We start from the raw sequence: 19,710 nt of genomic DNA, 5'->3' as shown, positions 1-19,710 counted from the left end.
CCACATTCAGGTCTGATTTCCCAACAATTGTTGGCGCAATTTTTCAGTTTTAGTCAAGAATTCTTGTGCCAACTGCACTTTTTCATGCGGTTTGGTTTTCGATGAACGGTATACTTTATGCAGACACTATACCGTTATATTCCAGACCATTACCCATACCATGAAGAAGAAAATCCTACTATTCTACATTGCAATGCCGTTATTTTTGTTGGGCTGCTCCGCGGAAATTGAACCCTTCTCAGAGGAAGGCGACAATCAGCAACATGATGAACAAGCCGATCAAAATCAAGACGAATCTGACGAACAAGAAAATGTTTCCGATGAATCCTTTGAACTCTTTGATTTTGAAGGAACAGGTGACTTGGTTGATTTTGTGACCAACAACGAAAGTGCCCTCCCAGATATTGGCCGAAATGAGGGCCGTTACCTAGCGGAACTCACCGATAATGAAGATGATAAAACACTTCATTTTAACAATGAGCAAGGAAGATTGGATGCCAAGGAGGTTTCCTTCCCATTCGAATTTATTGCCCGTAATATTGGCATTGGAACCTTGGAAGATTCACAAACTGCACCAACGCCCTCCGGCTCTCTTTACATTTTCTGCGGTGTCCAGGTTCATGTAGAAGACTTAAACGATGTAAATTCAGCACATGTGGTGGTTGGTCATCGAGGTAATACACATTTTACCATCGAAGGAAAAAACACCCTGAACGGAAATTCCAGTGTAAACGATATCGGCGCTAATACAGTACCCGACGGAAGGGCCGACATTAGAATTGTGGGACTCGAAAATCGGACCATAAAAGTATACTGGCAATTGCCCAATTTGGAGTACGAATCCGTTGCGGATGACTGGATAATGTACAACGAAACAGGGGATTTACCAGGAACGGCACCCTCTTTTGAGAACACCGTATATGTTGGACTGATCACCTATGCCTTTGGCTACAACGGGGTACCTTTTTCAGGTACCTGCGATGCCATTCAAATACAGGATTGATTCCGGAAATTATTTGCTCAGGTACATTTTTCTACGCGAGTATAGGTTGTAGAAATCGTCATCCTTCAAACTATCTATAAACAGGATACTTTCTCCTGTACTTTTCATTTCTGGACCCAAGTTCTTGTTCACATTGGGGAATTTATTGAACGAGAACACCGGTTGTTTGATGGCATAACCGTCCAAATGCGGCTTAAATTCAAAATCTTTTACCTTTTTCTCTCCCAACATCACCTTGGTTGCATAGTTTACGTACGGTTCCCCATAGGCTTTTGCAATAAACGGAACGGTCCGTGACGCTCTTGGGTTTGCCTCGATGATATAAACAATGTCATCTTTAATGGCAAATTGGATATTGATGAGTCCCACAGTATTAAGGGCCAAGGCAATTTTCTTAGTGTGGTCCTTGATCTGCTGCATCACAAACTCACCCAAATTAAAGGGAGGTAAGGTTGCATTGGAATCCCCTGAATGGATACCACATGGCTCAATATGCTCCATAATTCCAATGATATAGACCTCATCCCCATCACAAATGGCATCGGCCTCAGCTTCTATGGCTCCATCCAAATAGTGGTCCAACAAAAGTTTGTTGTTCGGAATGCTTCGGAGCAAATCCACCACATGAGCCTCCAGCTCCTCCTTATTGATGACAATTTTCATCCCCTGGCCCCCAAGAACATAAGACGGCCGGACCAATAAGGGAAAGTTAAGCTCGTCGGCAAGTTCAAGGGCCTCGTCGGCGGTCTCAGCAACGCCAAATCTTGGATAAGGGATATTATTATCCTTTAACAAGGTTGAAAAACTACCCCTATCCTCGGCCAAATCCAAGGACTCAAAACTAGTGCCGATGATGTTGATGCCATAGCGATCCAACTTTTCGGCCAATTTCAGCGCTGTTTGTCCCCCAAGCTGTACGATTACCCCTTCCGGTTTTTCATGAAGGATGATATCATAAATGTGTTCCCAGAAAACGGGCTCAAAATAGAGTTTATCCGCAGTGTCAAAATCCGTGGAAACCGTTTCAGGATTACAATTGATCATTACCGTTTCGTACCCGCATTCCGCGGCGGCCAAAACGCCATGCACACAGCAGTAATCAAACTCGATTCCTTGTCCAATCCGGTTAGGGCCCGAACCCAAAACCACAATTTTCTTTCTATCAGTAACCTCACTGTCATTAGCCACAAAACGTTTTCCATCAGCCGTTTCTATCTCTTCCTCAAAAGTGGAATAATAGTAGGGCGTCATTGCCTTGAATTCTGCGGCACAGGTGTCCACCAACTTGTATACCCTGTTGATGTTCAACGCCATTCTCTTTTTGTGCACCTCGCTTTCATAACAATCCAACATGTGGGCAATCTGCCGGTCGGCAAAACCCTTTTGTTTGGCCTCCAACAACAAAGCCTTTGGGAGACTTTCCACTGTGTACTTGGAAATCTCCATCTCCAAATAGTGCAATTCCTCATATTGTTTTAGGAACCACATATCTATTTTGGTAATATCATGGATGGTCTTTAAGGGAATTCCAAGCTGGATGGCATCATAAAGCACAAAAACCCTATCCCAACTTGGGACTTTTAGTTTTTGGATGATTTTGTCGTAATCTTTGTATCCCTTACCATCGGCGCCAAGCCCATTTCGTTTGATTTCAAGCGATTGGGTGGCTTTATGCAATGCCTCTTGGAAGGAACGACCAATTCCCATCACCTCTCCCACGGATTTCATCTGTAGTCCCAAGGTTCGGTCGGAACCTTCGAACTTATCAAAGTTCCATCGTGGAATTTTTACGATGACGTAATCCAATGTGGGCTCAAATAAGGCTGATGTAGATTTGGTGATTTGATTGTCTAGCTCGTCCAAGGTATACCCAATGGCCAATTTGGTGGCAATTTTTGCAATTGGATATCCTGTTGCTTTGGAAGCCAGAGCGGAAGATCGGGAAACCCTTGGGTTGATCTCGATGGCAATTATATCCTCTTTCTCATCCGGGCTCACCGCAAACTGTACATTACATCCACCGGCAAAATCCCCAATGCTGCGCATCATGTGGATCGCCATGTCCCGCATCCTTTGGAAAGTCCTATCCGAAAGTGTCATTGCAGGGGCCACAGTAATGGAATCTCCTGTGTGGATACCCATGGGGTCCATATTTTCAATGGTACAAATGATGACGACATTGTCATTTTTATCCCGAAGCAACTCCAATTCGTATTCTTTCCATCCCATTAGAGCCTTATCAATCATCACCTCGTGTATGGGGGAAACTTCCAGCCCATGACTTAATTGGGTGTCAAAATCTTCTGGGTCATAAACAATGGATGCCCCTGCCCCACCAAGTGTGAATGATGCCCTTATCACTAATGGAAATCCAAATTCTTGGGCTATTTCCTTTCCTTTTAGAAAGGAGGTTGCTGATGCTTGCGGAGGCATTCCGATGCCTATTTTCAACATCAATTCGCGGAACTTTTCCCTATCTTCAGTGATATTGATCGCATCGATATCCACACCGATGATCTCTACTCCAAAATCTTCCCAAATACCTTTTTCGTCAGCTTCAATACAGAGATTCAAGGCTGTTTGCCCCCCCATGGTCGGTAAAACCGCATCAATATTGGGGTGATTCTTTAAAATCTCAATAATGGATTTCGTGGTCAAGGGTTTCAGGTACACATGGTCCGCCATGGCCGGATCCGTCATGATTGTAGCAGGATTGCTATTGATCAAGATGGTTTCTATACCATCTTCGCGAAGGGATCTTAGGGATTGGGAACCGGAATAATCAAACTCACATGCCTGACCAATAATGATAGGGCCAGAACCAATAATCAAAATCGATTTAAGATCTTTTCTTTTGGGCATTCTAAATAGGGTTACTCGTTATCAAATTTTTCAAAATTAGGTCAAAAAAAAGGTGCTAATCTTGAAAAAGTAGCACCTTTATTAAAAAGTTATTTACAGTCATTATTTCTTATGACGTGGTTCTGATGAAACAGATATTTTCTTTCTTCCCTTCGCTCTTCTTCTAGCAAGAACTTTTCTACCATTGGCAGTCGCCATGCGTTCTCTAAAACCATGTTTGTTTCTTCTCTTCCTCTTTGACGGCTGATACGTTCTTTTCATTTCGGAACTCTTTTAATGGATTTTGTTGATGGGAGATAAAACTACCCGAAAAATTCTGGGCGCAAATATACGAAGAGTTTTTACTTTGACAAGTGCAAAATAAAAATATTTAATTTAGTTTTTAGTACTTTTGCCTGCTCCTAATTTCAGCTAAAACCGCATTTCAAAATGTTCAACAAAAATATAAAACTAGTCATTGCAGCCCTTATCGTGGGATATTCCGGTTATCAGTTCGTTGAAGGCTATATTGGCAATGGTATCTCGCTAATATTGCTTTCCCTGATTTTTATCTTTCTTTATTTCAGGAATGAAATGATCTTGTTGGCATTTTTGAGGATGCGAAAGCAAGATATGGAGGGTACCCAAAAATGGTTGTCCAAAATAAAGAACCCTGAAGCAGCCCTTACTACAAAGCAGCAGGGATATTACAATTACCTACATGGTATTATTTATTCACAAAAGAACCTTACCCAGGCCGAGAAGTATTTTAAGAAGGCCATTAAGCTAGGATTGACCATGGATTATGATCTTGCCATGGCCAAGTTGAGCTTGGCAGGGATTTCCATGCAGAAGCGAAGAAAGCGCGAAGCCACACAATTGCTGCAGGAAGCCAAGAAATTGGACAAAAACAACATGCTTACAGAGCAGATCAAGATGATGCAGCAGCAAATGAAGAAAATCTGATCCGTAAATTTCAAGTTCAAACACAAGCTCGTAAACACCAATTTTCTTTTTTGAAATTTGATTGTTAGAATGGCCCTTTTACTTTCTTCGTACTTTAAAATTTGGGTGATTCAAAGTCATTCGTCAATTCAAAAGGGCAATCCGTCAATTTAGCATTCATTTTCAGATTAAAAGCCAATAACTTGATTTTAGTCGCTTGAAATATTTTTTTGGCTTAATCGTAAGCAGTTATAATGAAATGGGACAATGAATAAAGACGAGTATAAAAAAAAGTTTAAAGAAGATGATGCTGTTGGTTGGTTGAGCATAGATAAACTAACAGAGGAATTATATACAAACCAAGAACCCAAACATTATGGTACTCTTGATAAATATGGGCTTGGAGGCGAAGACCCTTTGGATGGTGTAAGTATATTTGAAAGTAAAAATCAACAAGACCACTACCATTTTGTATCCTATGGAATGTCCAATTTGTACTATGATTTAGAGAACTGTGGACAAGAATTTAGTGGTTGGGGATTTGAATTTACGTTTAGGCTAATCCCATTTGAAGAAGATAAAGAAGAACCTAAATGGGTGATATCCTTAATGCAGAACCTTGCAAAATATGTTTTCAATAGTGAAAAGTGGTTTGAAGATTACCATTTCATTCCTGCAAATGGCCCAATTAGATTAAATACGGAAACTGATATTTCCGCAATTGCATTTATTGAAGATCCTGAAATGGGAATAATTGAGACGCCCAATGGGCATGTTCAGTTTTTACAGATGGTAGGAATTACCACGACAGAATACGAGCAACTAAAACAAAATCCTAAAACGACAGAAGCTAAGATCTTACTAGATAGGTTAACAAAAGAGAATCCACTATTGATTACAGACTTAAAAAGAAAACAGTAACAATCACTAACCATTGTAATTAGCAATTGCTTGTTCAAACACACCATTCGACAAGCTTGGGGCAGGCAGGCTTGCAAAAGTAAGTACTAACTAATGCAACTACTAATAATCGAGACCGACTAGTGTAATCCAAAGTTAGTTTTGGAATTCGGTGCTTGGAATTCAGATTTTTAAACATTTGTCAAAATTCTTCTACTCTTTTTATTATCGTTTCTCAAGAACAGTAACTAAGCAATACACCGATTCGTCAATTCAAAAGGGCCGTCCATCAATTTGGCATAGCTTTCCAATTCAAAAACCCACAACTTCACTTATAGGTCGCTAGAAAATCATTAAAATGATTTTTAACTTAATTGTTAGCGCCTATGCTTCAAAACGACTTGAACGATTTAATTACGGTAGAATGACAGTAAAAACACTTCAAATAATTCTTACAGCAACTTTATTGACCAGCTGTAATTTGTTCTCAAGTGATGACTATGAATTAACGGTTTTGTTTAACGACGCTGACGGACTTACAACAAATTCACAAGTGAAATTAAATGGCATCACAATAGGACAAGTGCGAACAATAAAGCTGGGACAGGACAATAAAGTTGTTACAACCATTTCCATTAATAAAGAGTATGGTCTACCATCTGATTCAAGAGCATATTTAACAAAGGACTTTTTAGGAGTAGCGGCAATTGAGGTATACCCTGGTCTGGATATTGAAATGTTTAAAGACGGACAACAGATTGAAGGTCAAAAGCAGAAGATTGATTTTGACAAAGAGTTAAATATTGACAATGCATTGGAATTTGTTGATAAACTCTTGGACCCTGGTAGAAAGACAACACAAGACTCAATATTATTGGAATTAAAGCGATTAAATAAGAATGTGGAGAGACTTTTAGAGAAGGAGTAAAGCACATGGAGCTAACAAAAGTTATTTACAATGGCTGGAGAAGCGCAAGTATAATGTTTCATTTTCGCTAATATGTGTTAGATAAGTTTTCAAAAGTCTGCCATGTCCAATAGCCATATGTGAAATGTAATGCAATTTTGCTTTGGAAATTGGTGCTTGAAATTTGGGTTTTAGTCTTTTATTCCCCAGCACTCATGTTCCGGTAATACCCTTTGTTCGGAATCTCAATAACATATTTTTTACGGGAAGCATTGTTCAAATGGGGTTCGCGCAACCAGGGATTATGTCTTTTTAGGATTTTGTAGTTGATTTCATAAAGTTTGGCAAAATCTGCCCAGCTTGTGACTGCGGTATCTACTTGAACGGAAAAGGTGGGTACTGTTTTATAAAAATCCTCCTGCCCCACTTCAAATCCATACTTATCAGGGTTGGAAAGGATTTCCTTGAGGGCCAAAATTCGAAAAACATAGCGCCCAGTCTCCTGGCCCAATAAAAGATCATAATAGTTGTCCACTTTTTGGATATTCATGTATTTCTGCACTCCACCTGGACCTGCATTATATGATGCAGCGGTAAGTGTCCAAGTCCCAAAGCGTTTTTTCCATTTGTTGATATATTCACAGGCAGCTTGGGTAGATTTTTCAATATGATAGCGCTCATCAACATTGGCATTGACCTCGAGTCCATATTCCCTTCCGGTGGCCCGCATAAAATGCCACATTCCCGCAGCGCCCTTTGGGGATGCCACATCAATAAGTGCGCTTTCGGCCACGGCCAAATACTTAAAATCATCCGGAATACCATTTTTGGCCAATATGGGTTCTATAATGGGAAAGTACTTGTTGGCTCTTTTCATCAGCAACAAGGCATTGGACTGCCAATAAGTGTTTACTAAAAACTCACGATCTACCCGCTCCATGACTTCAGGGTCATCAAAGGGCACAGGCTCACCCGCAAAGTTGAGGTCTTCCGGTATTTCGATAGCACTGATGCGATACCCATCAGCCACATTTTTATCGTTTTCACTCTCCTGTTCCGTTGATTCCATCTGAACGTAATCCTCAGGTTTGGACTGTACTGCAAAAATTAAGCTTCCCACTACTACCAAAAGTCCGATTACCGCCAATACGTTTTTAATCTGTTTCATAGTACACCTTATTGTTGGATAAAGATACTATATAGAACTTCCTTCTTCTAAAATAATTGCCGGAAGATGCTCCTTGAACCATCTCGCGCGATGGATGATCATGGTATGGGTTCCGTTTTTGACCACCATGCAATCTTTGATATTTGCAATGGGAAATACGGCATCTTTATCCCCGTGGATGTGCACCAGATTAGGAGGTGGGGTATCTTGGTTCCAGTTCACAATGTTATCTATGGACCAGTCGATGTACCTTTTGTCCCGGACGGATAAATATTTTTCATAGAGTTCCAACCGTTTGGTCGCTTTCTCCCCGAAAGCATATCTCGCTAAAAATTCTACGTTGTTTACCAAGCCTGTCGGTAGAAGCTTGTGGGCTTTGGTGTGTTTGGCCAGCCACATTTTTTTGGGAAGTTCGGCCTGGCTCTTAACTGCTGATACCACGATTACTTTTTGAACATCCATTAGCTTTGCCATTTCCTGCACCAACATCCCACCAAAAGAAACGCCGAGCAATACTGGGTTTTTATGTGGTATTTGGGAAACCATTTTCTGGGCATATTGCCTCAGGTCCATTCCCTTATCAGGAACAAACCATTGTAATTTATGGAGCTCAAAGGTCTCTTTTGGTAAATTGATTCCGTCGAAGATGGATGGGTTGGCTGCCATCCCAGGCATTAAATAAAGGTGGATTTTGGAGTGGGGCATTTCTTCCCTAATATCAATTGGGCTAGGAAATTAACAATTTTTTGACTAATTTTGTGTCCCTTTTGCAACAGGCCCCATTGATTTTGAACAAATAGCCAAAAGGAAGATTTTACAATTACCGCTTTGGTAATGTGCTGTGTCAATTTTAAAACAATACTATATGACAGAAATGGAAATTAATGACAATAGTTTCTTACGCCAATTTGAAACTAGGGTTGATGGCCATTTGGCTAAAATTGAGTACTCCTCGCAAGAACGTAAAGTATTTTTGACCAAATTGGTCATCCCCGAGGAAATTACCCAAGAAGGTTTTAAAGAAACATTTATTAAGGCCGTTTTGCATGAAATCCAAGAAAAAAACCTCCGCGTGGTACCCACAAGTCCGCACATTGCAGGTTTTTTAAGAAAGAACAGACAATACAAAGAGATGCTCCCAGTAGGAATACGTATCTAATCCAAAAAATCAAGACTAATTGAAACCTCTCTTTTTGAGAGGTTTTTTTATACCAATACCCTTTCTGGAACAAACTCAAACCGGACCAGGCCATCTTCATCTATCTCAGTAAGTTCCACTTGGTGTAAGGTATTCACCAACCCAGGGTTCCATGGTGCTTTTACTTTCACATAGTTTTCGGTAAACCCGTGGATGTACCCCGATTTGTTTTCGCCTTCAAAAAGAACAGTACGGGTACTACCCAACTGACCCTCGTAGAAAGCACGGCGCTTTTTGGCCGAAAGGCCACGCAACATTTTGCTTCGCTTGCTTCGAACGTTCTTGGGTACTGGATTTTCCATTTCGGAAGCCAAGGTGTTGTCCCTTTCAGAATACGTGAACACATGGAGATAGGAAATATCCAGATCATTTAAAAAATGGTAGGTTTCCAAAAACTGTTCTTCGGTCTCCCCAGGGAAGCCAACGATGACATCTACCCCAATACAGGCATGGGGCATGGTCTGTTTAATTCGATTTACCCTGTCCACATAAAGATTCGACAAATATCTGCGACGCATTTTCTTCAGGATTTCATCACTTCCACTCTGCAATGGAATATGGAAATGCGGCACAAACGACCTACTCTTGGATACAAAATCGATGGTTTCGTTCTTTAGCAGATTTGGTTCTATGGAGGAGATTCGTAATCTGTGAATTCCTTCAACCTTGTCCAAGGCTTGCACCAATTCGAAGAAGGTATGCTGATGCTTCTTATTGCCAAATTCCCCTTTCCCGTAATCACCAATATTTACACCCGTCAACACAATTTCCTTAATGTCCTTGGAGGCAATTTCAATGGCATTTTTAAGCACATTTTCCAAGGTATCGCTTCGCGATATGCCCCTTGCCAATGGAATTGTACAGTAGGTGCATTTATAATCGCACCCATCCTGGACCTTTAAAAAAGCACGGGTTCTGTCACCAATGGCATAGCTCCCCACATAAAAATCCGCATCTTCAATTTCACAGGAATGGACTTCTCCCTGCATATTTTTGGAAAGATCGTTCAGGTAATCGGTAATCTTGAATTTTTCCGTCGCGCCCAAAACAAGGTCCACCCCATCCACGGCAGCCAACTCTTCGGGCTTCAATTGGGCATAGCAACCCACGGCGGCCACAAAGGCATCCGGATTGTTTTTCTGGGCCTGTTTTACAATGGTCTTAAAGCGCTTGTCGGCATTTTCCGTAACCGAGCAAGTATTGATCACGTAGATATCCGCCTTTTCAGCAAAATCCACACGATCAAAGTCCTCCTTTTCAAAACTTCTTGCAATGGTCGAAGTTTCTGAGAAATTTAGCTTGCAGCCCAAAGTGTAAAATGCGACCTTTTTGTTCATTGAACCTTACTGAATTTTGGCCTGCAAAGATAATGATTCATTGGGACTTAGGAAGGTTAGGCAGGTGTTGCGCATGTTGGGTGGTCCCAATAAGTCCTATTAAGGATATCTTACCCACACTTTCTTGGAGAATGCACAAAACTTGGGTTATTTTCGTTGTCGGTTTAGGCAATCCAAAAACAATACAATGAAGAAAATTCTGCTCTTAGCTTTTATAGCCTCCCTTTTTCAGGTATCGGCGCAGGAGAAAGCCAATCTACGTTGGTGGAATCCGGCCGAAAACGAATTCCCGGTCATATCTGGTCAAGCATGGCCTGAAGAGGTAAAGTCCCAATACCACAGACTTCCCGCAAGAGCAGAGAAAAATGTGAGACCTCCGGTTTGGGGCCTTTCAAAACAGGCAGCAGGTCTATCCATTAGATTTTGGAGCAACGCCCCAAGCATCCAAGTAAAATATACACTTAAAGGTGGGATTTCAATGCCACACATGCCTGCAACTGGCGTCAGTGGCTTGGATTTATATGGGAAAACCGAGCATGGAGATTGGCTTCGGTTTTGGGGATTTTATGCTCTTGACAAGGAAAGTACCTATACCTTCACCATTGAATCCAATTCGAAAACTTACAACAAATATGGTCGGGAATACCAACTCTTCTTGCCCCTTTACAATGAAATCGAAAATCTTGAAATTGGGATAGCGGAAACCTCTTTTTTAAAGCCGTTACCCCAAAGAAAAGAAAAGCCCATAGTGGCTTACGGTACCTCCATCTGTCAAGGAGCTTGCGCCTCGAGACCCGGGATGGCGTGGACCAACATACTCGAGCGTCGGCTGGACCGGTCCATTATAAATTTGGGATTCTCCGGCAACGGAAGATTGGAACCTGCCCTCATTGACTTAATGTCGGAAATTGACGCCAAATTATACATCTTGGATTGCTTACCAAATTTGAGTCCAACCCGGCATAACACCTATCTGCTAACTTGGAACGCAGTGAAAAAACTCCGGGAAAAGAGACCAAACACCCCCATAATCCTAACGGCTCATGTGGGTTATGCGGACGATTTTACCAACGAGGAAAACAAAAAGAGGTACGAACCCTTAAACCAGGAATTGACCAAGATTTATGACCAATTGATAGCGGACGGCTATGAAGATATTTACCTTCTGACCAAAGACGCAATTCAGCTAGGGTTTGATTCTTTCGTGGACATTATCCACCCCAACGATTTTGGGATGATCCAATACACCGATGCTTACGAAAAATTGATTCGGGAGGTGCTCAAAGAACCTGTTGGGACAATTTCCACAACGGTACCCACAACCCAAAGCAGGGATATTTCGGTTTACAAGTGGGAGGATAGACATCAGGAAATTTTGGAATCCAATGTGGTAAACCCACCCAAAATCTGTCTTTTTGGAGATTCCATAATCAATTTTTGGGGAGGAACGCCCGCTTCCACCATAGTCAATGGAGCAGATTCTTGGAAATCGGTCATGGTTCCTTTGGGCATACAAAATTTTGGATCTGGTTGGGACCGTATCGAAAATGTACTTTGGCGGGTACATCATGATGAATTGGACGGATTTGAGGCCGAAAAGGTTGTGTTAATGATTGGGACCAATAATTTGCATCTCAACAGCGAATCCGAGATTTTGGAGGGTCTCCAAAATTTGATACAGGCAATCCAAGTACGACAGCCGAAGAGCAAGTTGTTCATCATGGGAATTTTACCCCGAACCGATAAGGAGGAAGACATCAAAAAGCTAAACCTTAAAATTTCGAAAATAGCAGATGGCGAAAATGTGCATTATGCAGATATTGGTACTCCCCTGTTGCTTGAAAATGGAGCGTTGGACGAATCCCTCTTTACGGACGGGCTACATCCGAACAGTAAAGGATATGCGCTTATTGCACAAGAAATGGTGAAAGTTCTCCAAACGGATTAACGGGACGGTTTTGATGATTTCATTTAGTGCACTCTTATAACAGGGTGTAGTGCCCATGAATACATAGCCATTTACCCGATTCTTTCACAAAAATCCTGGTGGACTTACCTCTCGAGTTGAATGGTTCCCCGTTTGTGATGCCATAGTCACGCCAATAATAGGTGATCCAAGCAACATCGCCTTTTACCGTCACCAACGGCTCATCCATTTCGGTATGAATGCCCTCGGAGTCCTTTACCCATGCTGCCACACCCTTGACTTCCGTTTCTTTCCCTACGCTAAGAATGGAATCGGTTTCCCCAAATTGTGTGAAATCTGGATGTACATAGGTAGCATAACGTTCCACATCTCCCTGTTCAATGGCGTCCCACATGGCAACAAGTGTGGATTTAATGGCCTCCTTCTCTGGTTCTGTATTGAGTTGTGTTTTTACTAGATTCTCTGTTTCAGGTTTACAGCCAGAGACAATTAAAATCAAAAGGGCAATGCTTGTGAAAAATCTCATTTTGTTTGATTTGTTGTATTTGAACAAGGTAGTTAATTGTAAATGAAACAAACCAGAGGGCATCTTCAATCCGTCTTAAGGTACTCGATCAAAAACAATTTGGCCATAACTTGGGATTCTTAGGCCACAAACGAATCCAAATGAAAATGCTAGTAGTTTCTCCACTTTTTTGTGAGTTCAAAAACATGCTCCAAAATTCGAGCCTCTTTGTCATCAAACTCCTTTCCTCTTCTGGACATCATAACCTTGGCGGCTTCAAAGGCTCTTTTGGGCATATATGTTGAGAATCCGGAGGCTCCACCCCAACTAAAACTTGGAATAAAGTTTCTCGGGAATCCTGGAACGTAAATGTTGGAGTTTACCCCAATTACCGTCCCTGTATTGAACATGGTGTTGATTGCGGTCTTGCTATGGTCTCCCATCATTAGGCCACAAAACTGAAGTCCCGTATGATCAAAGGTCTCCGTCTCATAATTCCACATACGCACCTTGGCATAATTGTTCTTTAAGTTTGAATTATTGGAATCTGCGCCAATATTGCACCATTCCCCTAACACAGCATTGCCCAAATATCCCTCATGTCCCTTACTGGAATAGCCAAAAATAACAGAGTTGCTTATCTCTCCGCACACCTTTCCATGGGGTCCAACGGTTGTAGGTCCGTAAATTTTGGCTCCCATCTTCACCACGGCACTATCGCAAAGGGCCAATGCACCTCGAATAAGTCCCCCTTCCCAAATCTGGGCATTTTCACCCACATAGATTGGGCCCTCAGAGGCATTCAAAATACTGTGTTCAACGCTTGCACCATCCTCCAAAAAAATGTTGTCCGAAGCGATAAGTTTGTTGGTATTCGAAATAGGGGCACTTTGCCTTCCTTCCGTAAGAAAATCATAATCGGCTTGAAGCGCCTCTCCATTTTTGGAGAAAATATCCCAGGTAAAATCAACTGTGATCAAGTCGCCATGGTACTCTTTTATCTTGTATTTAGAGAAATCGGGTTCGGAACTAGGGGCAGTGGTATGGTAAGCTACAACCCTGTCTCCGTATTGAATGGCCTCATTCCCTACGAGGGATTGAACCATTTCCGATAATCCCTTATCCGGGACAATGGAACCGTCAATGATGATGTTTTCCTTTTCCGAAACCATGGGAAACTTTTCAGAAAGGTATTCCTCGGTTTTAAAACTCACTGGAGTATTGAGGCGTCGTTCCCATTTTTCCTTTATGGTCAATATTCCTATTCGTATCTCCGCAACTGGTCTGGTAAATGTAAAGGGAAGTAGCGCATCCCTTCTTGGGCCGTCGGCAAGGATATAATTCATATTGGTTGTTTCTGGATGTAAAAATAAAAAACGCCCTTGATTAAAAATCAAGGGCGCATTATATATTTATTAAGAAAATTCGACTATTCCGCCTTCTTTTCTTCCTTGCTGAATTTCTTGTATTTATTTTTGAATTTGTCAATTCTACCAGCGGTATCGACCAACTTGGTCTTCCCAGTATAGTAAGGATGGGAAGTTCTTGAGATTTCCAATTTAACCAACGGATACTCTACCCCATCAACGGTAATGGTCTCCTTGGCCTCAGCGGTAGATTTTGTGATAAAAACATCGTCATTTGACATGTCTTTAAATGCTACCAATCTATAATTCTCTGGGTGTATATCTTTTCTCATCGCCTTAAATACTTAATCTCAGAATTTTCGAGGTGCAAATTTAATGATTTCTTTTAGAACAACAACCTAAATCCATTAAAAAAGAAAAAATCTAACTTTAGCTGTAACAAAACCTTAACAACTATCACTAACATACTGCTAACAACCTTTAATTTCGAATAAAATGGAAGAAAATAAACCAAAAGTGGGCCGGTTCTCACTAAATTTTGGTGCTTTGGCAGGAGCTGCGGGAATCGTGTTTTCCCTCATGCTCTATTTTGCCGATATGCATCACGAAAGAAGTATGGGCATCCAAGCTGTTCAGTTTGCCATTCTGGCCATCTTTGTTGTGTTGGCAGTTATGCAATACAAAAAAGCCAACGGGGGTTATCTCAATTTAATTGACGCCCTAAAAATGGGAGCGGGCGTAGCAGCTATCAGCTTTGTAGTGGGCACTATTTATTTTTTAATCTTTTCTAACATCATTGAGCCAAATTTTATGGAGGAGGCCTATGAAGTGGGAAAACAACAGATGATGGAACAGAATCCCAACCTGACCGCAGAACAGGTCAATCAGGGAATTGAAATGCAAAAGCGTTTTTTCTGGGTTATCATGGCGGTTTTTATGATTATTTCGGTGGTTTTTGGATTTGTGGTAAGCCTCATTGCCGGTCTTATCATGAAAAAGGACAAACCCGCTTACTAAGCCAAAAAATGCTACTTTTGAAGGGAATTCCAGAAAGCAACAATGCAAATTTCCATTGTAATCCCCTTACTTAACGAACAGGAATCCCTAATTGAACTCCATGATTGGATTGCATCTGTTATGCAGTCCAATCGTTTTGTATATGAAGTTATTTTTATTGATGATGGAAGCACCGACGATTCCTGGAAAACCATCGAAAAGTTGTCCAGTGCCAACGCTAATGTAAAGGGGATCCGGTTCCTAAAAAATTATGGGAAGTCCCAAGCGTTGCACGCTGGGTTTAAAGCCGCCCTCGGCGAAGTGGTCATAACCATGGATGCCGACTTACAAGACAATCCTGAGGAGATTCCAGAGCTTTACAAAATGGTCAAGGAAGAGGGATTTCATATCGTTTCAGGCTGGAAAAAGAAACGCTACGATTCGGTTATCGCCAAGAATATACCCTCCAAACTTTTCAATTGGGCAGCACGCCGTACTTCGGGAGTCCGCCTCCACGATTTCAATTGCGGCCTAAAGGCTTTTAATCAAGCTGTCGTTAAAAACATTGAGGTCTATGGTGAGATGCACAGATATATACCGGTGTTGGCCAAGAACGCTGGATTTTCGAAAATCACTGAAAAAGTGGTGCAACACCAGGCCAGAAAATATGGCAGCACCAAATTTGGGGCAGAGCGATTTATCAATGGCTTCCTGGATTTGATCACCATCTGGTTTGTATCCAAGTTTGGAAGACGCCCCATGCATCTGTTCGGGGCGCTCGGGGTTATCATGTTTTTAATCGGCTTTGGGTTTTCCATTTATCTCGGCGTTGACAAATTGTTTCTTAACCCAACAGGTCGTTTGATCACCGACCGCCCACAGTTTTATATTGCCCTGACTGCAATGATCATAGGTACCCAACTTTTTTTAGCCGGTTTTTTAGGAGAGATTATGGTGCGTTCAAGAAAAAATGACACCCGTTACAGCATCTCCAATAAAATTAATATTTAGAAGGGGCGCAATTTCAGATTCTTCGTACTTTTAACGGGAAAATACTACATTACAATTCATGGATTCGATTACCACAACCGCACAGACCTGGCTATCCGATTTTTTTGATGCCGATACCAAGAAAGAGATTCAACATTTAATGGAAAACGACACTGAGGAACTCAAGGAACGTTTCTATAAAAATCTCGAGTTTGGCACAGGAGGTATGCGTGGGGTAATGGGCGTGGGAACCAACAGAATCAACAGATATACCCTCGGAAAAAATACGCAGGGGCTAAGCAATTACCTTAAAAAGGTATATGGTGACAAGGAAGTTAAAGTAGTGATTGCATACGACTGTCGCCATAACTCTGACACTTTGTCCAAGACCGTTGCCGAAGTTTTTTCTGCCAATGGCATCAAAGTGTTTCTTTTTTCCGAACTCCGTACCACACCAGAACTTTCGTTTGCGGTAAGGCATTTGGGTTGTGATGCTGGAATTGTACTGACAGCTTCCCACAATCCGCCGGAGTACAATGGTTACAAAGTGTATTGGTCCGATGGTTGTCAGATCGTACCTCCACAAGATGGGGAAATCATTGCAGAAATTGAGGCCCTATCTTTTGAAGACATTAAATTCGATTCCAATCCTTCCCTTATTGAACAGATCGACACAGAAGTGGACGAAGCTTTTTTTGAGGCCTCGGTAAACAATGGCAACTTTAACGCCCCAGGGAAGGAAAATTTTAAGATTGTATTCACCTCGCTGCACGGGACCTCCATCACCGCCATCCCAGAAGTACTAAAGCGGGCAGGATATAACAATGTTACCGTTATCGCGGAACAAGCCGAACCCGACGGAGCATTCCCAACTGTGGAATCGCCCAACCCAGAAGAACCGGCCGCCCTGGCCATGGCCATCGAAAAAGCCGAGGAAATTGGCGCAGATATGGTGGTGGGAACCGACCCTGATAGTGACCGTCTGGGAATCGCCGTTAGAAACTTGGAAGGAAGAATGGAACTGCTCAATGGGAACCAGACGATGGTCTTGATGACCAAATTCCTATTGGACCGCTTCAAGGAAAAAGGATTTAAGGGTAACGAATTTGTGGCCTCAACCATTGTATCCACCCCTATGATGGCCCAAATGGCGAAAGCCTATGGCGTGGAGTGCAAAACCTCATTGACCGGTTTTAAATGGATCGGCAAAATGATCAAGGACTTCCCAGATTCGCAATTTATTGGCGGAGGAGAGGAGAGTTTCGGATATATGGTAGGTGATTTTGTTCGGGACAAAGATGCGGTCACCTCTACCCTACTAGCCTGCGAGATTGCGGCGAGTTCCAAGGCAAACGGAAGCTCTTTCTATGAAGAATTGATCAATAGCTATGTGAGCTTTGGCTTTTACAAGGAAAAACTAATCTCATTAACCAAAAAAGGGATTAGCGGGGCCGTAGAAATCAAACAAATGCTCAAGGATTTTAAAGAAAATCCGGTAGAATCCGTACAAGGTTCCAAGGTGGTTTGGATAGAGGATTACAACACCTCAACTGCCAAAAATGTACAAACTGGAGAGGAAAAGACCATAGACCTGCCAAAATCAAACGTTTTGATCTACGAGACCGAAGATGGCACACGAATTGCCGCAAGACCTAGCGGAACCGAACCAAAAGTCAAGTTTTATATGAGCACCAACGCCAAGTTAGAAAATGCTGCCGATTACAAAACAGTAAGTTCGCAGTTGGATGCTAAATTGGAAGGTATCGTTTCCGAATTGAATTTGTAATGAATGAATTACTTTAAGAAGATTCTCCGTTTTGCGGGTCCTTACCGCAAATATGGCCTGCTGAACATACTTTTCAATATTCTGTATTCGATTTTCAACGTATTATCGATTATCATTTTTATCCCAACTCTGGGCATACTTTTTGGAACCCAGGAAAAAGTGGAAACAGCCCCAGTTTATGAGGGAATGGGAAATCTGAAAGAATATCTTGAAAATTCCCTGAACCATTTTCTTACTGTAAAAGTAGATGATGAAGGACCCTTAGCGGCACTAGTTTTTATTTGCATCACCAGTATCGTGATTTTCTTATTGAAAAATCTTTTCCGCTACGCTGCCATGTATGTTTTGGCCTATCTCCGAACAGGAATGGTGAAGGATATCCAAGATGATCTATACCATAAAACCCTAAACCTGCCCCTAGGCTATTTTTCGGAGGCCCGAAAAGGGGATTTACTGGCTCGGATGACTGCCGACGTAAAAGAAGTGGAAAACTCCATCATCAACTCCTTGGAGGCCTTGGCGCGAGAACCCATTACCATCGTCATCGTACTGATCTCGATGTTGGCCATAAGTGCCCAATTGACCTTGTTCGTCTTTATCTTTTTGCCTATTGCAGGCTTTTTGATTTCAATCGTAGGAAAAAAATTAAAATCTCAATCCTTGGAAGCCCAAAAGGAAACAGGGATATTTTTGTCTTTTGTGGAAGAAACCCTGGGCTCCCTGAAAATAATCAAGGGATTCAACGCAGAAGGTAGGTTCTCTAAAAAATTCACGGATTCCACCCAACGGTTCAAAAAAATCATGACCGCCGTTTTACAGCGCAAAGGGCTAGCCTCTCCGTTCAGTGAATTTTTGGGGGTTACTGTGGTAATAACCGTCCTATGGTATGGAGGAAGCTTGGTTTTTGGAGAGCAAAGTCCCCTCACACCCCAAGAATTTATGGGATACATCGGGCTGTTTTATACCATCATCAATCCGGTTAAGGCCATTACCACAGTCAACTACAATATTAAAAAAGGAAATGCCTCCGCGGAACGTATTTTTGAAGTACTGGAGACCGAAAATCCTATTACCGATGTTCCAAATGCTCAGGTAAAATCCGATTTTAACCAGGATATCGCCATTAATGGGATTTCCTTTAAATATGAGGATGACTATGTCCTGGAGAATTTCAACCTACAGGTTAAAAAAGGGCATACGGTAGCGTTGGTAGGACAATCCGGGAGTGGGAAAAGTACCCTTGCCAACTTGGTGACCCGTTTTTATGATGTGGACAAGGGAGAGATCCTTATTGATGGGACCAATATCAAGGATATTACCAAAAAATCCCTGCGGGAACTCATGGGACTAGTAACCCAAGACTCCATTTTGTTTAACGATTCCGTCAAGAAAAACATTGGTCTGGGCAAGGAAAGTGCCACCGACGAAGAGATTATAGCAGCGGCCAAAGTGGCCAACGCCCATGATTTTATCTTGGACCTTCCAGATGGATATGACACCAATATCGGAGATAGCGGAAACAAACTCAGCGGTGGACAAAAACAACGACTGTCCATTGCCCGAGCGGTCCTAAAAAATCCTCCCATCATGATTTTGGACGAGGCCACTTCCGCTTTGGATACCGAAAGCGAAAAGTTGGTACAGGAAGCCCTGGAAAAAATGATGCAAAATCGAACTTCCATTGTTATTGCCCATAGACTCTCCACCATTCAAAATGCCGATACCATTGTGGTACTTAGCAAAGGGAAGATTATAGAACAAGGAACTCATGAAGAACTCATGAAATCTAAAAAGGGATATAGGAAATTGGTGGAAATGCAGAATTTGGGTTAGGTTCAAG

Annotated in this window: 18 protein-coding genes; 10 read left to right on the top strand and 8 right to left on the bottom strand. The window is 41.9% G+C overall.

What is annotated here, in order from left to right; genetic code table 11:
- The first annotated feature begins 160 nt into the window (after positions 1-160).
- Entirely contained in the window at positions 161-1,003 is an 843-nt protein-coding gene (locus M3P07_RS03685; RefSeq protein ID WP_249968544.1) for a hypothetical protein, read from the top strand.
- A 9-nt stretch (positions 1,004-1,012) separates the two neighbouring features.
- Here M3P07_RS03685 and carB read toward each other — a convergent pair whose 3' ends face one another.
- Both carB and rpmH read right to left on the bottom strand, forming a co-directional pair.
- Positions 1,013-3,865, bottom strand: coding sequence for a carbamoyl-phosphate synthase large subunit (gene carB, locus M3P07_RS03680; protein ID WP_249968543.1), 2,853 nt, complete (start codon positions 3,863-3,865; stop codon positions 1,013-1,015).
- A gap of 102 nt (positions 3,866-3,967) precedes the next feature.
- Positions 3,968-4,126, bottom strand: coding sequence for a 50S ribosomal protein L34 (rpmH, locus tag M3P07_RS03675; protein WP_073176261.1), 159 nt, complete (start codon positions 4,124-4,126; stop codon positions 3,968-3,970).
- Positions 4,127-4,294: 168 nt separating this feature from the next.
- Here rpmH and M3P07_RS03670 point away from each other — a divergent pair, with 168 nt between their 5' ends.
- The 3 genes from M3P07_RS03670 (at position 4,295) to M3P07_RS03660 (ending at position 6,617) form a co-directional block, all read left to right on the top strand.
- Complete coding sequence (locus M3P07_RS03670; protein ID WP_249968542.1) at positions 4,295-4,810, top strand: DUF2892 domain-containing protein; 516 nt, start codon at positions 4,295-4,297, stop codon at positions 4,808-4,810.
- Positions 4,811-5,056: 246 nt separating this feature from the next.
- Complete coding sequence (locus M3P07_RS03665; RefSeq protein WP_249968541.1) at positions 5,057-5,710, top strand: suppressor of fused domain protein; 654 nt, start codon at positions 5,057-5,059, stop codon at positions 5,708-5,710.
- A gap of 337 nt (positions 5,711-6,047) precedes the next feature.
- A complete protein-coding gene (locus M3P07_RS03660) occupies positions 6,048-6,617 on the top strand; it encodes an MlaD family protein (protein ID WP_249968540.1) in 570 nt (189 codons plus the stop codon).
- 178 nt (positions 6,618-6,795) lie between these two features.
- Here the strand turns inward: M3P07_RS03660 and M3P07_RS03655 are convergent, their stop codons facing one another.
- The gene (locus M3P07_RS03655) at positions 6,796-7,764 is read right to left on the bottom strand and encodes a lytic transglycosylase domain-containing protein (RefSeq protein ID WP_249968539.1); all 969 of its coding nucleotides are present in this window, start codon (positions 7,762-7,764) and stop codon (positions 6,796-6,798) included.
- A gap of 27 nt (positions 7,765-7,791) precedes the next feature.
- On the bottom strand, positions 7,792-8,439 hold the full coding sequence (locus tag M3P07_RS03650) for an alpha/beta hydrolase (protein WP_249969438.1): 648 nt from the start codon (positions 8,437-8,439) through the stop codon (positions 7,792-7,794).
- 190 nt (positions 8,440-8,629) lie between these two features.
- Here M3P07_RS03650 and M3P07_RS03645 point away from each other — a divergent pair, with 190 nt between their 5' ends.
- Entirely contained in the window at positions 8,630-8,923 is a 294-nt protein-coding gene (locus M3P07_RS03645; protein ID WP_073176257.1) for a GNAT family N-acetyltransferase, read from the top strand.
- 47 nt (positions 8,924-8,970) lie between these two features.
- Here the strand turns inward: M3P07_RS03645 and mtaB are convergent, their stop codons facing one another.
- Positions 8,971-10,299: a tRNA (N(6)-L-threonylcarbamoyladenosine(37)-C(2))-methylthiotransferase MtaB gene (gene mtaB, locus M3P07_RS03640; RefSeq protein ID WP_249968538.1), complete on the bottom strand. Its 1,329-nt coding sequence runs from the start codon at positions 10,297-10,299 to the stop codon at positions 8,971-8,973.
- Positions 10,300-10,486: 187 nt separating this feature from the next.
- On the opposite strand from mtaB, the gene M3P07_RS03635 reads away from it, so the two are divergent.
- Positions 10,487-12,247 (top strand): SGNH/GDSL hydrolase family protein, encoded by a 1,761-nt coding sequence (locus M3P07_RS03635; RefSeq protein WP_249968537.1) that lies wholly within the window; start codon positions 10,487-10,489, stop codon positions 12,245-12,247.
- Positions 12,248-12,281: 34 nt separating this feature from the next.
- Here the strand turns inward: M3P07_RS03635 and M3P07_RS03630 are convergent, their stop codons facing one another.
- The 3 genes from M3P07_RS03630 to M3P07_RS03620 form a co-directional block, all read right to left on the bottom strand.
- A complete protein-coding gene (locus tag M3P07_RS03630; RefSeq protein WP_249968536.1) occupies positions 12,282-12,752 on the bottom strand; it encodes a YybH family protein in 471 nt (156 codons plus the stop codon).
- 149 nt (positions 12,753-12,901) lie between these two features.
- Positions 12,902-14,077, bottom strand: coding sequence for a GlmU family protein (locus tag M3P07_RS03625; RefSeq protein WP_249968535.1), 1,176 nt, complete (start codon positions 14,075-14,077; stop codon positions 12,902-12,904).
- Between the two features lie 83 nt (positions 14,078-14,160).
- A complete protein-coding gene (locus tag M3P07_RS03620; protein WP_116183112.1) occupies positions 14,161-14,430 on the bottom strand; it encodes a type B 50S ribosomal protein L31 in 270 nt (89 codons plus the stop codon).
- Between the two features lie 163 nt (positions 14,431-14,593).
- Here M3P07_RS03620 and M3P07_RS03615 point away from each other — a divergent pair, with 163 nt between their 5' ends.
- From M3P07_RS03615 to M3P07_RS03600, 4 genes are read left to right on the top strand one after another with little or no spacing between them, the layout of a single operon-like run.
- Positions 14,594-15,115, top strand: coding sequence for a DUF4199 domain-containing protein (locus M3P07_RS03615; protein ID WP_249968534.1), 522 nt, complete (start codon positions 14,594-14,596; stop codon positions 15,113-15,115).
- A gap of 42 nt (positions 15,116-15,157) precedes the next feature.
- Positions 15,158-16,105 (top strand): glycosyltransferase family 2 protein, encoded by a 948-nt coding sequence (locus tag M3P07_RS03610; protein WP_249968533.1) that lies wholly within the window; start codon positions 15,158-15,160, stop codon positions 16,103-16,105.
- A 58-nt stretch (positions 16,106-16,163) separates the two neighbouring features.
- Positions 16,164-17,870 carry a phospho-sugar mutase gene (locus M3P07_RS03605; RefSeq protein WP_249968532.1) on the top strand — a complete coding sequence of 569 codons (1,707 nt, stop codon included), beginning with the start codon at positions 16,164-16,166 and terminating at the stop codon, positions 17,868-17,870.
- A gap of 3 nt (positions 17,871-17,873) precedes the next feature.
- Entirely contained in the window at positions 17,874-19,703 is a 1,830-nt protein-coding gene (locus M3P07_RS03600) for an ABC transporter ATP-binding protein (protein WP_249968531.1), read from the top strand.
- The last annotated feature ends 7 nt before the right edge of the window (positions 19,704-19,710 follow it).

The sequence above is a fragment of the Flagellimonas myxillae genome (assembly GCF_023502235.1).
GTDB classification, from domain to species: Bacteria; Bacteroidota; Bacteroidia; order Flavobacteriales; family Flavobacteriaceae; genus Flagellimonas; species Flagellimonas myxillae.
This window is presented reverse-complemented; position numbering and strand designations above follow the sequence as displayed.

What these genes read in the sequence shown, in the direction of transcription:
- M3P07_RS03635 (WP_249968537.1), top strand. Translation starts at nt 10,487, where the DNA reads ATGAAGAAAATTCTGCTCTTAGCTTTTATAGCCTCCCTTTTTCAGGTA.
- M3P07_RS03670 (WP_249968542.1), top strand. Translation starts at nt 4,295, where the DNA reads ATGTTCAACAAAAATATAAAACTAGTCATTGCAGCCCTTATCGTGGGA.
- M3P07_RS03665 (WP_249968541.1), top strand. Translation starts at nt 5,057, where the DNA reads ATGAATAAAGACGAGTATAAAAAAAAGTTTAAAGAAGATGATGCTGTT.
- M3P07_RS03685 (WP_249968544.1), top strand. Translation starts at nt 161, where the DNA reads ATGAAGAAGAAAATCCTACTATTCTACATTGCAATGCCGTTATTTTTG.
- M3P07_RS03610 (WP_249968533.1), top strand. Translation starts at nt 15,158, where the DNA reads ATGCAAATTTCCATTGTAATCCCCTTACTTAACGAACAGGAATCCCTA.
- M3P07_RS03615 (WP_249968534.1), top strand. Translation starts at nt 14,594, where the DNA reads ATGGAAGAAAATAAACCAAAAGTGGGCCGGTTCTCACTAAATTTTGGT.
- carB (WP_249968543.1), bottom strand. Translation starts at nt 3,865, where the DNA reads ATGCCCAAAAGAAAAGATCTTAAATCGATTTTGATTATTGGTTCTGGC.
- mtaB (WP_249968538.1), bottom strand. Translation starts at nt 10,299, where the DNA reads ATGAACAAAAAGGTCGCATTTTACACTTTGGGCTGCAAGCTAAATTTC.
- M3P07_RS03630 (WP_249968536.1), bottom strand. Translation starts at nt 12,752, where the DNA reads ATGAGATTTTTCACAAGCATTGCCCTTTTGATTTTAATTGTCTCTGGC.
- M3P07_RS03600 (WP_249968531.1), top strand. Translation starts at nt 17,874, where the DNA reads ATGAATTACTTTAAGAAGATTCTCCGTTTTGCGGGTCCTTACCGCAAA.
- rpmH (WP_073176261.1), bottom strand. Translation starts at nt 4,126, where the DNA reads ATGAAAAGAACGTATCAGCCGTCAAAGAGGAAGAGAAGAAACAAACAT.
- M3P07_RS03605 (WP_249968532.1), top strand. Translation starts at nt 16,164, where the DNA reads ATGGATTCGATTACCACAACCGCACAGACCTGGCTATCCGATTTTTTT.
- M3P07_RS03655 (WP_249968539.1), bottom strand. Translation starts at nt 7,764, where the DNA reads ATGAAACAGATTAAAAACGTATTGGCGGTAATCGGACTTTTGGTAGTA.
- M3P07_RS03645 (WP_073176257.1), top strand. Translation starts at nt 8,630, where the DNA reads ATGACAGAAATGGAAATTAATGACAATAGTTTCTTACGCCAATTTGAA.
- M3P07_RS03660 (WP_249968540.1), top strand. Translation starts at nt 6,048, where the DNA reads ATGATTTTTAACTTAATTGTTAGCGCCTATGCTTCAAAACGACTTGAA.
- M3P07_RS03650 (WP_249969438.1), bottom strand. Translation starts at nt 8,439, where the DNA reads ATGCCTGGGATGGCAGCCAACCCATCCATCTTCGACGGAATCAATTTA.
- M3P07_RS03625 (WP_249968535.1), bottom strand. Translation starts at nt 14,077, where the DNA reads ATGAATTATATCCTTGCCGACGGCCCAAGAAGGGATGCGCTACTTCCC.
- M3P07_RS03620 (WP_116183112.1), bottom strand. Translation starts at nt 14,430, where the DNA reads ATGAGAAAAGATATACACCCAGAGAATTATAGATTGGTAGCATTTAAA.